This window comes from Peptacetobacter hominis (assembly GCF_006861675.1).
Taxonomy (GTDB): domain Bacteria; phylum Bacillota; class Clostridia; order Peptostreptococcales; family Peptostreptococcaceae; genus Peptacetobacter; species Peptacetobacter hominis.
In genome coordinates this window covers 14,619-28,683 of the sequence record NZ_SGJB01000007.1, presented here as the reverse complement: position 1 = coordinate 28,683, position 14,065 = coordinate 14,619, and the positions used below count along the sequence as shown (strand labels likewise).

The window sequence follows — 14,065 nt, the reverse complement described above, 5'->3', positions numbered from 1 at the left end:
TATCAATAAATTCTTGCGAAAATGCAAGAAAAAGCAAGAGTTAATAGATATTATTAAACACTTCCAGAATATATAATTTAAATAGAAGTTAAGTTTCTTCTACAAAAATATATATTCAATGGAGGTGTTTTTTATGACAATAAAAACAAAAAAAGATAGAGATATAATATCTCTTAGAGAAACTGCTGATAAAGAAATTACTTTTGCAGCGACTCATGATATAAGGTCTATCATGAATAAGTATAGTACATGTCATGACGGATTAGGCGGAGGGCAGATACTAAAAAACAGGGATATATATGGAAGTAATGAAGTGGCACATAAAAGTAAAAAAAGTGTTCTAAGAAGGATTATGGAATCTTTTATAAATCCTTTCACAGCGATACTTTTCTGTCTTGCAATAGTATCAGGCTTTACAGATATAATAAAACCTATTCTTGATGGAAATCCTGGTGAAGTTGATTTTATGACTGTTGGAATAATAGTTATAATGGTTTTTATTTCTGGAACATTAAGATTTGTTCAAGAAACAAAATCTGGAAATGCAGCCGAAAAACTACTTGATATGATAGCAGTAACATGCACTGTTATAAGAAATGGAAAAGCCATTGATGTAAAAATTGATGATATTGTTGTTGGTGATATAATAATGCTTTCAGTAGGAGATATGATACCAGCAGATGTAAGAATAGTAGAATCAAAAGATTTCTTTGTAAACCAATCATCTCTTACAGGAGAAAGTGAACCTATTGAAAAAATAGATTGTATATATGAAAGAGAGTCAATAAATATTACAGACTATAGAAATATATCCTTTATGGGCAGTAATGTTATAAGTGGTACAGCAAAAGCTGTAGCTATAGCTACAGGAAAGAATACGATATTTGGAGATATTGCTGATTCTGTCTCTGAAGATCGAGAAGAAACAAGTTTTACAAAGGGTGTAAACAAAGTTTCAATGGTACTTATAAGATTCATGCTTATAATGGTTCCAATAGTATTTATAGTAAATGGAATAACAAAAGGAAACTGGCCAGAGGCATTTCTATTTGGAATATCAGTTGCAGTAGGGCTTACACCGGAAATGCTTCCTATGATTGTTACTACATGTCTTGCAAAAGGTGCAGTTGCAATGTCGAAGAAAAAAACCATTGTAAAAAATCTTAATTCAATACAAAATTTTGGAGCAATAGATATTCTATGTACAGATAAAACAGGTACTATTACACAAAATAATGTTGTTCTTGAATATCATCTAAATCTTGATGGCAATGAAGACTCAAGAGTACTAAGACATGCATATCTTAATAGTTATTTTCAGACAGGTTATAGAAATCTTATGGATATAGCTATCATTAAAAAAACAGAAGAGGAAGAAAATATAGATAAGACACTTACAGATCTTTCTGAGGAATATATCAAAGTAGACGAGATACCATTTGATTTTTCAAGAAGAAGATTATCTGTTTCAGTGGAAGATAGAAAAGGTAAAAAACAGATGATAACAAAAGGTGCTGTTGAAGAAATGATTTCTATATGTTCTTATGCTGAGATAAATGGTTCTATAAAAAAAATTGACCATAAATTAAAAAATAAAATCCTTAAGTCTGTACTGGATTTGAACAAAAAAGGTTTTAGAGTAATAGCAGTTGCTCAAAAGAATATATTCTCAAAAGAACTGAGAAAAGATGATGAAAATGAAATGGTACTTATCGGATACCTAGCTTTTCTTGATCCACCTAAAGAAACAGCAGCAAAAGCTATAGAAGCATTAAAAGAATATGGAGTTACAACAAAAATTCTTACAGGTGATAATGAAACTGTTACAGAAGCCATATGTAGTTACGTTGGAATTGACACGTCAAATACTCTTTTAGGTACAGAAATTTCGTACATGAGTGATTTTGAACTTTCAGATGCTGTAGAAAAGACAACTATATTCGCAAAACTTTCTCCTGAACAGAAATCAAGGGTAGTAACTGCTTTAAGAAATAACGGGCATTGTGTAGGTTTCATGGGAGATGGTATAAATGATGCTCCGGCTATGAAAAAATCAGATATAGGTATTTCTGTAGACACAGCAGTAGATATTGCAAAAGAATCTGCTGACATAATTCTTCTTGAAAATGATTTGATGGTTCTTGAAGAGGGAATCATAGAGGGAAGAAAGACGTATGCAAATATGATAAAATACATAAAAATGACAGCTTCTTCGAATTTCGGCAATATGTTTTCTGTATTGGCAGCATCAGCTTTACTTCCTTTTTTACCTATGATGAGTATACATCTTATAATACTAAATCTTATATATGATCTTAGTTGTACAGCTATTCCATGGGATAATGTTGATAAGGAATATCTTTTAAAACCAAGAAAATGGGATGCATCATCTGTAGGTAGATTTATGATGTGGATAGGACCTACAAGTTCTATATTTGATTGGCTTACATATGCTTTTATGTATTTCATACTATGCCCAATGGTTGTTTCTGGAGGAGTACTTTTTAATGACTTAGCAACTCATTTTTCTGGACAGGAATTAATACATGTTCAGGCAGCATATATAGCAATGTTCCAGGCTGGATGGTTTATAGAATCTATGTGGAGTCAAACTCTTGTAATACATATGATAAGAACTCCTAAAATACCATTTATCCAGAGTAGAGCATCAAAGCCTCTTACAATTCTTACATTTACTGGAATAATGGTTCTTACATTAATACCATTTACAAATTTTGGAAATATAATAGGATTCTCAGCATTACCAATGACTTTCTTTATGTACTTACTTCCATGTATTTTACTTTACATGATTGTTGCTACTATATTTAAAAAGGCATATGTAAAAAGATTTGGAGAATTACTTTAAATAAAAAGAGAGCTTAATAGCTCTCTTTTTACTGTATTAGAAACAAAGTTTTATGATGATATTTTTATACAATAGTTATATTATATTCGTCAAGAAGTTTTATTGTGTCACTATCAGGTTTTTCATCTGTTATAATCGCATCAATATTATCAAGTGAATAAAACTGGTAAGCACAATCAAATGCAAACTTTTTTGATTCTGCTACCACATATATTTCTCTACTATTTTCCATAACACTTTTTTTTGTAAGACCGTCATCTATTTCAAATATTGTCAAACAATTTGAAGGAACATCAATTCCCCCTGTACCAATAAAAGATTTATCAAATTTATAGTTAGAAAGAAAATCAATTGTTGATGCACCCACAAAACCATTTATAGTAGAGTTTAGTATTCCGCCAGCGGAAACAACTTGAATATTATGATCAATATTTGTAAACAGATTTAATATATCAACCATATTTGTAACAATAGTAAGTTTTTTACCACTTTTTGCAAGAAGTTCCGCTAAAATAAGATTAACTGTAGATACATCAAGAAATATAGTTTCCATATTATTTACCATATCAAATGCTTTTTCTGCTATTTTTCTTTTTATATCTATATTTTCTCCAAGTCTCTGTTTTGTTGAATGATAGGCAAGAGATTCCCTATGAAGAACGGCACCACCATAAATTCTTTTTATAGGTACTATTTTCTCAAGTGCTTTTAAATCCTTTCGTATACAGTCTTCCGTTACGCTGTATTTTGTGCTTAAATCTTTTACTTTTACCTTCCCATCTTTTTTAAGTGTATCAAGGATATCCTGTATTCTTTCTTCAGCAAACATTGTATACCTCCTGTTTATAATTAGATAAATTTTATCATATGGGAATTTCAATTTCAATATGAAAGAAGATGAATTAATAATTATTGATAATATATACCATAACTTTGTTATCATACAATTTATGAAAAATAATGGAATTATCAAATTTTATTCAAATATTGTATGATTTATTGTATCATATATATCAAACAATTAATAAAGGAGAGAGAAATATGTCGAATTTAAATTCTAAAAACAATAATAACATTCTAGTATTATCATCTTTATTGGCAGCACTTATTTTTATTACAACCGGATATATATTACATATACCTATGGGAATTAATGGGGGATATGTGCATATAGGAGATGCATTTATATATCTTTCAGCAGTTATATTACCAACACCATATGCAATGGCTACGGCTGCAGTTGGAGCTCGGTTAGCTGATATATCAACAGGTTCTGCAATATGGGCAATTCCTACCATTATAATAAAACCTATTCTTGTACTATTTTTTAAAAAAGGAGAAAAAATCGTATCTAAAAGGAATATAATAGGTTCTATATTTGCAGGTATTATAGGTACAGTTTTATATATGATTGCAGAGGGAGTCATAATAGGGAATTTTTGGTCTGCATTCATATTAAGTACTATAGGGATGATACAGCCTATAGGAAGTAGTATAGTATTTATAATACTAGGATTTGCTTTTGACAAATCATCTATTCTACATAAATATATTTACAGATAATTATAAATATTAATATATATTAGATATAATATATGGAGTAGTTAGCTCTTTATATGTTATCATATAGATATAAATAACAAACATATAAAGGGGTGTTTTTTATGGATAATAATATGAAATGGCTGAATGAAAAGAAAATAGAAAAAACTATAAGAGCTCTTGAAAACAATAATATCAATGGATACTTTGCAAAAGATAAAGATGAACTTATATCAACAATAAAATCTATTGTTAAAAGTGGTAGCACAGTATCGTGTGGTGGTTCTATGACTCTTTTCGAGACAGATATAATTGACTTTTTAAGAGGCAGTGATTATAACTTTCTTGACAGATATAAAGAAGGGCTTTCGGCAAATGATATAAAGGAGATATACAGAAAGTCTTTTTTCGCAGATGCTTATTTTACGAGTTCAAATGCAATTACAGAAAATGGAGAGTTATATAATGTAGATGGTAACGGAAACAGAGTTGCTGCTATGATTTATGGACCAGATAAAGTAATTGTTATTTCAGGTGTAAATAAAATTGTAAAAAACGAGCAGGAAGCAATAGAAAGAGTGAGAAATATAGCAGCTCCTGCAAATGCTAAAAGACTTAATACAGATACACCATGTTCTATTTCTGGGTCATGTGCGTATTGTTCAAGTTCTGACAGAATATGCTGCGATTATGTAACTATCAAAAAACAGCGTTCAAAGGGAAGAATGCATGTAATATTTTTAAATGAAGTATTAGGATATTAAGAGGCATATTATGAAAAAAGTTAAATTTATATATAATCCAAATTCTGGAGAAAAAAAAATCGCATCAAGACTTGATGATATTATAAGAGTATATCAGAAAAATGGATATTATGTAATACCATATAGACTTGATTATGATATACCAGCATATATTTCAATATGTGATATTGATGATTCATACGATCATATTGTAATCTGTGGTGGAGATGGTACAATAGATCTAATTGTAAATGAACTTAAAAAAAGAGATATTAATATTCCTATAGGGATAATTCCCTCAGGAACCGCCAATGATTTTGCAAATGCTTTAGGGTTAAGTTTTGAACCTGAAGAAGCTATCAAAAATATAATAAGTTCAAAATCTAAAAAAATTGATATTGGAAAAGTAAACAATAAGTATTTTATAAATGTAGCAAGTTCTGGAATGTTTACAGATGTATCACAGAAAATAAATACTCATATGAAGAATTCTTTTGGTAGAATAGGATACTATATTAAAGGAATAGAAGAGGCTCTTTCTATGAGAGAATTTAATGTAACTGTTACATCAGATGAAGTATCTTATTCTGGCAATATGTATTTATTGCTTGTTTTTAATGGAAAGACAGCGGGAAATATCAACCTTGCATATAAATCAGAGTTTGACGATGGATATCTGGATGTTATTATATTTAAAGGGATGCCTATTCCAAAATCTATCCCTGTTTTTATAGGAGTTCTTAAAGGAGAACATTTAGATTTTGATACAGATGATGAAATATTATATTTTAAGACAAAAAAACTTGTAATTGATTGCGATGAGAGTGATTTAGGAACAGATATTGATGGAGAAAAAGGCCCTTCTTTTCCTCTATGCATAGAATGTATAGAGGGAGCTATAGAGGTATTAGGAATAGACTTATAGGAGATGACAGATTAGATGATAAAATATATTTTTTGTGACTTAGATGGAACTTTATATAACAATGGTATAAGTAATGATGATATAGACTCAATATCAAATTTCGAAAAAAATGGTGTATTCAATGTAGCGACCGGAAGAATATTCAAACAAGGTTATAAAATGGTTAAGAATTATATTTCTTTGAATGGATATTTTATATGTGAGAATGGATCTTTTATATACGATAATAATCTTGAGATTATTTTTAAAGGAACTCTTGATGATGATATTGCAAAAAGAGTTATAAAATCATTTGAAAACATAGAAATAAATAAATCAGTTGATGCACAGATATACTTTAAATATAAAGGTGAAACTGTTATTCTTGAAGAGAGTAAGGCTTTTAGCCACTATTCGAAAGATTATATCATAGATCCAGAATTTACTAAAAAAGAAAGTTTTGATAATATGATAGGAAATATTGGTGTTGCATGTGAAGATGAAAAAGAGTTAGCAAGAATTGAAAAAATATTAATAGATGAATTTGGAAATGAGCTTGATATATATTTTTCTAGTGAAAGTACTATTAATATAGTTCCTATGGGAGTTTCAAAAGAATCCGGTATAAATTTTGTAATTGAAAAGGAAAATATATCACACGATGAAATAGCTACAATAGGAGATTCTCCAAATGATATTTCCATGTTAAAAGGATTTAAATATAGCTTTGCTATGGAAAATGGAAGAGATGATGTCAAGGAATCCGCTTCATATGTTGTGAAAAATGTTTCTGAAGCAATCAGTATTATTAATAGCATAAACTCAAGATAAAATAGCAGCAGGTTATATACCTGCTGCTTAATTTTTATTCTCCTCTACTTTCATTGAGTAAATTCATTTTCATTTCATAGTATTCCGGACTCATATTTATATAGTGTTTATGAGGATTTTCAAATCTCTGCTCTTCAGTCCATATTTCTTCAGAAAGTTGTTTTCTAACATAACTCTGTATATCAGATAATGATTTATTTTCATAAACTTTTTTGCCATCCAATATAACCGGTTTTTGAAGCTTCTTAATAGTACAGTTTTCAAAATATCTGTTCTTCCAAGGTTTTTCAGGATCTACATAGCGATATTTGTTTTTCAAATCCGGTTTTTCATCACTTTCCGTTATTAAATCTGCAATGGCATGTCCATCAGAATTGTATACTCTGTAAACCTGTTTCCATCCTGGATTTGTTATTTTTTCTACTGTTTCAGATATTTTTATACGTGGTTCAAACTTACTATTTTCTTCTACAGCAGCTATTTTATAAACACCACCAAACACGGGATCACTTTTAGCTGTAATAAGCCTTTCTCCAACCCCAAAACTATCAATTTCTCCACCTTGATTTAAAATAGATGATATAGTATATTCGTCTAAACTATTAGAAACAATTATATTACAGTCTTCCATTCCGTTTGAATCTAATATTTTTCTGGCTTCCTTTGATAAATATGCGAGGTCTCCCGAATCAAGTCTTATACCTTTAAGCCTTTTACCTTTTGGTTCAAGATATTCTTTTGCTACTTTTATTGCATTTGGAATACCAGAATGAAGAACATCATATGTATCTACAAGAAAGACTGATTCATCAGGGTATGTTTTTGCATATTCCATAAAAGCTTTGTATTCATCTTTATAATACATAACCCAGCTGTGAGCCATAGTTCCACCAACTGGAATATTAAATTTCTGTCCTGCAAGCACGGTAGCTGTACCAGATGCACCACCAATATATGCAGCTCTCGCTCCATATATTGCTGCATCCATGTTATGAGCACGTCTTGCCCCAAAATCAGAGACCTTTCTTCCTTTTGCAGATTGTACGATTCTATTTGTTTTAGTAGCAATAAGTGATTGATGATTAAATATAGCAAGAATAGCAGTCTCTATGAGCTGAGCATCTATCAGTGGTGCTACAACTGTTATAACCGGCTCATTTGGATACATAATTGTACCTTCTTCAAAGGCATAAATATTTCCACTGAATCTATATTGTTTCAGATATTCAAGAAATTTTTTGTCAAATAAATTCAGACTTTCAAGATAAGATATATCTTCATCATCAAAATGCATGTTTTCAATATATTCTATAATCTGTTCAAGCCCAGCAAATATTGCATAACCACCACCATCAGGATTTTTTCTATAGAAAACATCAAATACGACATACTTATCAGTATTTTCTCCTTGAAAATATCCATTTGCCATTGTTAATTCATATAAGTCCATCATCATAGTAAGATTTCTTTTATCATAATTTAACATTTTTATACCTCCTTATTTAACAATTATCTGACAGCTTTCCATCGTTTTTAATGCTGCCTCATGTTTATCAGGAGTAACACCGGCACAACATGAAGAATCTAAATATATTGGAATTTCTGGAGATAGGGCTTTAATAATAAGAGCATTGCTTATCACACATATGTCTGTACATAATCCAATTAATTCAACTGAATCTATTTCATTGCTGTTGTATTTATTTTTTATATATTCTGCAAGTTCAATACTCCCAAAAGAACCTTTTGTATAAACTGAATATTCCTTATTGTCGATGATTTCCTTTAATGGATCTATTATATCCCATCCACTTGTTTTATTTATACAGTGTTCAATAGGAAGAATTTTCCCCTCCTGAGTATTCAGATAATTTTTTTCATGAGTATCCTGGGTAAAGATTACTTTACCCTTAAAATTTTTTACTTTTTCTACAACATTAGACACAATAGATTTTGCCTCATCAGTTCCTAAACTTCCTGTTACAAAATCATTTTGCATATCTACTACAATTAAGCATTTATTCATTTATATTCCTCCATAGACGAAATTAATTATTTTTATTACTTACCATAAATATTGATTTTATAAACTTAATTTTATCATATTTTAATATCATTCACAAAAAAAGAAATCTGTAAATGGATTCTACAGATTTCCCAGAATAATTATAAAACATTTTTAATTGTATTATTGTATAAATCTAAAAGTATATTTTCTGATGATTCAACTCCTATTCCTGTATCAAGAGTTATATTATAATTATTTACCATTCCCCATATACGATTTGTATAGTAGTAATAATAACCAGCACGCCTTGAATCTTCTTTCTTTATTTTCAAAATAGCTTCATTTCTAGTTATATTATTTGTTTCCATTATTCTATTTATTCTATATTCAGATGAGGCATGAAGAAATATTTTTATACAATTTTTTCTATTTCTTAAAATATAATCGGCACATCTTCCTACAATAACGCAGTTTCCTTTATCAGCAAGATCATTTATAACTTTTGATTCAGCAACAAAAAGTTTATCATTTGGAGATTGATATTCGGAGGTATGAGAATACATCTGATTTTTAAAATCATACAATAATATACTGTTCATTTTTTCATCTATATTCTGTATATACTCAGTTGAATATCCAGTAGTTCCTGCAGCAAGCTGTATTATTTCATTATCATAAAAACTATAGCCTAATTTTTCAGCAAGTCCTTTTCCTATATCATGACCGCCACTCCCATATTGTCTATCTATAAGTATAATATTAGGATAAATTGGTGCAGAATGGCAATCTGTATCATAGTTATTGCTTTCTGTATATGGGAATAAGATTAACTCTAATTTTTTTAGTCTTCTTTCGAATATTCTAGCTATAAATCCTACTAGAACAGCAGCTACTATAGTTCCTTCTCTTACACCATTTACATACTTAAAGAAAATAAATGATAAAATAAGTGCTATTATACTCATTGATACGTCAAAAGCAACCTTTGTTGAACCGAAATTTGTTTTTAAGGTAGAGGTTACAGCTCTTACAAATGATTCTCCAGGTAACATAGCTACATTGGCAACAAGCTCTAGATAAACTCCAAATCCAAGAACAAGACATCCGAAAAGTAAAAATATAAATTTTTGTATATATAATTCTGGATTAAATGAAGATAAAAGAATCATAGTGAAATCTATAAAATATCCGAAAATAATAGATATCGGAATTTGAAGTAAATCCTCGATTTTAAAATTTTTCCTAAGAATCATAATCTGAAGAATAATTAAAAGAATACTGAATGCTATTGTAAATTCACCTAATGAAAAAGGAAACTTTAAACTAAGTACATATGGTATGGATGATATTGGCGAAGTACCAAGTTCAGCCTTTGTTATTATACTTACACCCAAAGAATTTATGAAAAGTCCAATTAAAAATACAATATAACGTTTTAATTTCATAAAAATATTCTCCTTCCAAAGTATTAAAATAGACACATATAAAAAGTCTTTAAAGATTTTCTTTAAAGACTTTTTATATGTAATAAATTACATGTTTATAATATCATATATCCATATACCAGTCAAATATTTTATATTTATAAATATACTATTAATATTTGAAAAGATTTTTATATTTATATTATGGGTATATAATTGTGATATAATGAAAAATAATAAATAAAAAAGGAGCGCTATATGAGAACTTTAAAATATGTTATTTTAGGTCTTCTTATGAAAAAGCCTATGACTGGATATGATATAACAAAAGAATTTAATAGTGGTGTTGTGGAATTCTGGAGCGCAAAACATAGTCAAATTTATCCAGAATTAAAACGCCTTACTAAGGAGGGTTTAATTACTTTTGAAACTGTTATCTCTGGAGAAGTAATGGAAAAAAAATTATATTCTATAACAGAAGAGGGTATTCAGGATTTTAAACAGTGGTTGATATTAGACCCAGAAGTTGAGCCTTTCCAAAAGGACTTATTTAGACTCAAGATGTACTTCAGTGAGTCTATGAATAAAAGTGATGTTATTAATCTTATTAAATGTCAAATAGATTTGCACAAAAGAAAAAGAGAAAGACTTTTAGAAACATTTAAAAATTACTCTTTTGTTCCAAAACCAGGAAGTCAAGAATTCAGTGATTATATAGTAGTAAAAGGAGCAATAATGAGAGAAGATTATTATATAGATTGGCTAGAACTATGCAAAAACTCATATTTAGATGAATAATGGGAGGAACTATGAAAAATTGTAAAATAACAGTAATGAAGAAATCATGTTATCCAGATCTTATCGAAAAGTACGAAAATCCAATTGAAAATCCATGTGATATGAAAGAAGGGCAGGTATTTATAACCGATGGCTGGAAAAAACCTGATGGTTTATGTGAAAGTGCATGGGATAGTATGTCAGCGTTTGTCATGACGCTTTCTTATGGTGGCGAGGATATATACAATGGATGGATGAAAAATAAAAAATCAGCTATGATTTCATGTAATGATGGTTTTAGACCAGTAAGTTTTCTTATCGAAGTTATTGATTAATAACAACAGTATTGTTAAATAAAAATTACACTTATGTTACTAAGTTTCAAAAGAATAATACTATTCTTATTATAAATTTATAATAAGAAAAAGCCTAAGATTTCTACAATAGAAATCTTAGGCTTTTTTATTGGCGTCGCATAGAGGATTTGAACCTCCGACCCCACGCTTAGGAGGCGTGTGCTCTATCCAGCTGAGCTAATACGACAACTAAATAATAACAAATTAAATATTTCGAAATATATTATATCATAAAATTTTATTATTCTACAATAAAATTTGTAAGGAGTAAAAAAATAGTATATAATATATATTATAATATTATCAGAAATTTTCAATATAAGTAAAAAATAAAATAATTTAACATTTTTTTAATATATTTTTAACTAAGTTAATCTGTTTTTCAAAATGGCATTATGTTAGATTTATTAAATGAGACAGTTTTATTATATTTTAGGAGGATACTGTTATGAAAAAAATATGCTATGACAATAGAGAGCTTTCATGGTTGAAATTCAACAAGAGAGTTCTTGAAGAAAGTATGGATATAAGAGTTCCGCTGCTAGAAAGATTATCTTTTGTATCTATATTTCAAAGCAATCTTGATGAATTTTTTATGGTAAGAGTTGGCTCTCTAAGAGATCAGCTTATTATAGATCCGGATGAGAGAGAAAGCAAATTAAATATGACTCCGGAAGAACAGCTTGATGCCATAGTTTCATACACAAAAGAGATTTGTAAAGTAAAGGACAGTTCTTATGCAGATATAATGAGTGAAATTAAAAAATATGGTTTAGAGTTAATAGATTTTCACTCAAAAAAAGAAACTGTTTGTGAATATGGAAATTCTGAAGCATTCACAGCAGATGAAAAAATGCTTACACCAGAAGATGAAAAAGAATTAAAGAAAATATTTAATTCAAATATAAGACCTCTTATCTCTCCACAGATAATAGGTAAAAGACAACCATTTCCTTTTTTAAAGGACAAACGGATATATGCAGTTGTTGCTTTAGAGAGTAAAAGTGGAACTGAAAAACTTGGAATAGTTCCTTGTTCAGGAGAAGCTTTCTCAAGACTTCTTAGAATTCCTTCTGACTCGACAAAATACATATTAGCTGAAGAAGTTATTCTTCATTTTGTTTCTGAAATATTTAGCCGTTATAAAGTAAAAAGCAAATCGTTAATAAGAATAACAAGAAATGCTGATATAGATGAAGAGACTGTTTATGATGAAGATTTAGATTACAGATCTACAATGAAAAAGCTTATAAAAAAAAGAAAGAAACTTTCTCCTGTAAGAATGGAAATGTCAAGAAAATTAAATACGTCAGCTCTAGAAACACTGTGTAAATATATAGACCTTGATAAAAAATACATCTTTTATTCAAAATCACCTTTGGAATTTTCTTTTTCAAGAGAAATACAGGATATACTTAGAGAGCACTCTGAATTAGTCTATAATAGATTAGTTCCTCAAAAATCACCACATATAACATCATCAAGACCTATAATGGAGCAAATTGATGAAGAAGATAAACTATTATTCTACCCATATAATAGTATGAAACCATTTCTTGATATGTTGTATGAAGCATCCGAAGATCCATCTGTCGTTTCTATAAAAATGACTCTTTATAGACTTGCAAATAACAGTAAAATTGTTGAAGCACTTACTAATGCAGTTGAAAATAATAAAGAAGTTGTTGTTCTTGTAGAATTAAGAGCGAGATTTGATGAAGAAAATAATATAAACTGGTCAAGAGTTCTTGAAAAAGCTGGATGTCGAGTTATATATGGTCTTCCTGGGTTAAAAGTACATTCTAAACTTTGCCTAATAACAAGAAAGACTGATGAGGGAATTAAATTTATTACACAAATTGGTACTGGAAATTATAACGAAAAAACATCTAGATTATATACTGATTATTCTTTAATGACATCAGATTCAAGGATAGCTCATGAAGCTGCTGAAGTATTTGACAGACTTTCTCTTGGAGAAGTTGTGGAAGATACAAATCATCTTCTTGTAGCACCGCATTGTTTGAGAAATAAAATATTTGATATGATAGACAATGAAATAGTAAAAGCTCAACATGGTGTAAAAGCTTATATAGGAGCAAAGGTAAATTCTCTTGCTGACAAAGGCCTTATAAATAGACTTATAGAGGCATCAAAGGCTGGTGTGAAAGTACAACTTATCGTAAGAGGAATATGTTGTCTTATACCTGGAGTAGAAGGTGAAACCGAAAATATTGAAATAATAAGTATAGTAGGAAGATATCTTGAACATTCTAGAATATATATTTTTGGAGAAGGTACAGATTCAAAAGTTTATATAAGTTCTGCGGATTATATGTCAAGAAATACTATGAGAAGAGTAGAGGTTGCAGCACCTATATATAATGAGGAAATTAAAAAAAGAATTCTAGAAGATTTTACAATACAATTTAATGATAATGTAAAAGCCAGAAAACTTCTTCCTAATGGAGAATATGTTTATGTTGAATCTGAAGGCGCAAAACTGGATTCTCAAATATATTTCTTTGAAAGAGCATATAGAGAATTAGAAGAAAGTAAAAGTCTGTAGATAAAAACTTAATTGCTTCTATAATCAGCATTACTTAACAGA

12 protein-coding genes and 1 tRNA gene are annotated in these 14,065 nt (G+C 29.2%); 8 read left to right on the top strand and 5 right to left on the bottom strand.

Annotated features, from left to right (window positions below):
• Positions 1 to 133: 133 nt before the first annotated feature.
• Positions 134 to 2,869: a magnesium-translocating P-type ATPase gene (mgtA, locus tag EXD82_RS04815; protein WP_142535785.1), complete on the top strand. Its 2,736-nt coding sequence runs from the start codon at positions 134 to 136 to the stop codon at positions 2,867 to 2,869.
• A 64-nt stretch (positions 2,870 to 2,933) separates the two neighbouring features.
• On the opposite strand, the gene EXD82_RS04810 is transcribed toward mgtA, so the two are convergent.
• On the bottom strand, positions 2,934 to 3,698 hold the full coding sequence (locus EXD82_RS04810; protein WP_142535784.1) for a DeoR/GlpR family DNA-binding transcription regulator: 765 nt from the start codon (positions 3,696 to 3,698) through the stop codon (positions 2,934 to 2,936).
• A 212-nt stretch (positions 3,699 to 3,910) separates the two neighbouring features.
• Here EXD82_RS04810 and EXD82_RS04805 point away from each other — a divergent pair, with 212 nt between their 5' ends.
• From EXD82_RS04805 to EXD82_RS04790, 4 genes are all read left to right on the top strand, one after another.
• Complete coding sequence (locus EXD82_RS04805) at positions 3,911 to 4,432, top strand: TIGR04002 family protein (RefSeq protein WP_142535783.1); 522 nt, start codon at positions 3,911 to 3,913, stop codon at positions 4,430 to 4,432.
• A 101-nt stretch (positions 4,433 to 4,533) separates the two neighbouring features.
• Entirely contained in the window at positions 4,534 to 5,175 is a 642-nt protein-coding gene (locus tag EXD82_RS04800; RefSeq protein ID WP_142535782.1) for a lactate utilization protein, read from the top strand.
• A gap of 10 nt (positions 5,176 to 5,185) precedes the next feature.
• Positions 5,186 to 6,079, top strand: a complete 894-nt coding sequence (locus tag EXD82_RS04795) for a YegS/Rv2252/BmrU family lipid kinase (protein WP_142535781.1) — start codon at positions 5,186 to 5,188, stop codon at positions 6,077 to 6,079.
• Positions 6,080 to 6,094: 15 nt separating this feature from the next.
• Complete coding sequence (locus tag EXD82_RS04790) at positions 6,095 to 6,889, top strand: Cof-type HAD-IIB family hydrolase (protein ID WP_142535780.1); 795 nt, start codon at positions 6,095 to 6,097, stop codon at positions 6,887 to 6,889.
• Between the two features lie 34 nt (positions 6,890 to 6,923).
• On the opposite strand, the gene EXD82_RS04785 is transcribed toward EXD82_RS04790, so the two are convergent.
• The 3 genes from EXD82_RS04785 to EXD82_RS04775 all read right to left on the bottom strand — a co-directional run bounded on the left by EXD82_RS04785 (position 6,924) and on the right by EXD82_RS04775 (position 10,342).
• Positions 6,924 to 8,375, bottom strand: coding sequence for a nicotinate phosphoribosyltransferase (locus EXD82_RS04785; RefSeq protein WP_142535779.1), 1,452 nt, complete (start codon positions 8,373 to 8,375; stop codon positions 6,924 to 6,926).
• A gap of 12 nt (positions 8,376 to 8,387) precedes the next feature.
• On the bottom strand, positions 8,388 to 8,915 hold the full coding sequence (locus EXD82_RS04780) for a cysteine hydrolase family protein (protein ID WP_142535778.1): 528 nt from the start codon (positions 8,913 to 8,915) through the stop codon (positions 8,388 to 8,390).
• A gap of 140 nt (positions 8,916 to 9,055) precedes the next feature.
• Positions 9,056 to 10,342, bottom strand: a complete 1,287-nt coding sequence (locus EXD82_RS04775) for a cytidylate kinase family protein (RefSeq protein ID WP_142535777.1) — start codon at positions 10,340 to 10,342, stop codon at positions 9,056 to 9,058.
• Positions 10,343 to 10,579: 237 nt separating this feature from the next.
• Between EXD82_RS04775 and EXD82_RS04770 the strand changes: the two genes are divergently transcribed.
• Both EXD82_RS04770 and EXD82_RS04765 read left to right on the top strand, forming a co-directional pair.
• Positions 10,580 to 11,119, top strand: a complete 540-nt coding sequence (locus EXD82_RS04770) for a PadR family transcriptional regulator (RefSeq protein ID WP_142535776.1) — start codon at positions 10,580 to 10,582, stop codon at positions 11,117 to 11,119.
• Positions 11,120 to 11,130: 11 nt separating this feature from the next.
• Positions 11,131 to 11,433 (top strand): TIGR04076 family protein, encoded by a 303-nt coding sequence (locus EXD82_RS04765; protein ID WP_142535775.1) that lies wholly within the window; start codon positions 11,131 to 11,133, stop codon positions 11,431 to 11,433.
• Between the two features lie 131 nt (positions 11,434 to 11,564).
• On the opposite strand, the gene EXD82_RS04760 is transcribed toward EXD82_RS04765, so the two are convergent.
• A tRNA-Arg gene (locus EXD82_RS04760) sits at positions 11,565 to 11,641 on the bottom strand.
• A 261-nt stretch (positions 11,642 to 11,902) separates the two neighbouring features.
• On the opposite strand from EXD82_RS04760, the gene ppk1 reads away from it, so the two are divergent.
• Positions 11,903 to 14,023, top strand: a complete 2,121-nt coding sequence (gene ppk1, locus EXD82_RS04755) for a polyphosphate kinase 1 (protein ID WP_142535774.1) — start codon at positions 11,903 to 11,905, stop codon at positions 14,021 to 14,023.
• Positions 14,024 to 14,065: the final 42 nt, after the last annotated feature.

Excerpts from the sequence above, each read along its gene's own strand:
- EXD82_RS04775 (WP_142535777.1), bottom strand. The coding sequence starts at position 10,342 with ATGAAATTAAAACGTTATATTGTATTTTTAATTGGACTTTTCATAAAT.
- EXD82_RS04795 (WP_142535781.1), top strand. The coding sequence starts at position 5,186 with ATGAAAAAAGTTAAATTTATATATAATCCAAATTCTGGAGAAAAAAAA.
- EXD82_RS04765 (WP_142535775.1), top strand. The coding sequence starts at position 11,131 with ATGAAAAATTGTAAAATAACAGTAATGAAGAAATCATGTTATCCAGAT.
- EXD82_RS04790 (WP_142535780.1), top strand. The coding sequence starts at position 6,095 with ATGATAAAATATATTTTTTGTGACTTAGATGGAACTTTATATAACAAT.
- ppk1 (WP_142535774.1), top strand. The coding sequence starts at position 11,903 with ATGAAAAAAATATGCTATGACAATAGAGAGCTTTCATGGTTGAAATTC.
- EXD82_RS04800 (WP_142535782.1), top strand. The coding sequence starts at position 4,534 with ATGGATAATAATATGAAATGGCTGAATGAAAAGAAAATAGAAAAAACT.
- mgtA (WP_142535785.1), top strand. The coding sequence starts at position 134 with ATGACAATAAAAACAAAAAAAGATAGAGATATAATATCTCTTAGAGAA.
- EXD82_RS04770 (WP_142535776.1), top strand. The coding sequence starts at position 10,580 with ATGAGAACTTTAAAATATGTTATTTTAGGTCTTCTTATGAAAAAGCCT.
- EXD82_RS04785 (WP_142535779.1), bottom strand. The coding sequence starts at position 8,375 with ATGTTAAATTATGATAAAAGAAATCTTACTATGATGATGGACTTATAT.
- EXD82_RS04805 (WP_142535783.1), top strand. The coding sequence starts at position 3,911 with ATGTCGAATTTAAATTCTAAAAACAATAATAACATTCTAGTATTATCA.
- EXD82_RS04810 (WP_142535784.1), bottom strand. The coding sequence starts at position 3,698 with ATGTTTGCTGAAGAAAGAATACAGGATATCCTTGATACACTTAAAAAA.
- EXD82_RS04780 (WP_142535778.1), bottom strand. The coding sequence starts at position 8,915 with ATGAATAAATGCTTAATTGTAGTAGATATGCAAAATGATTTTGTAACA.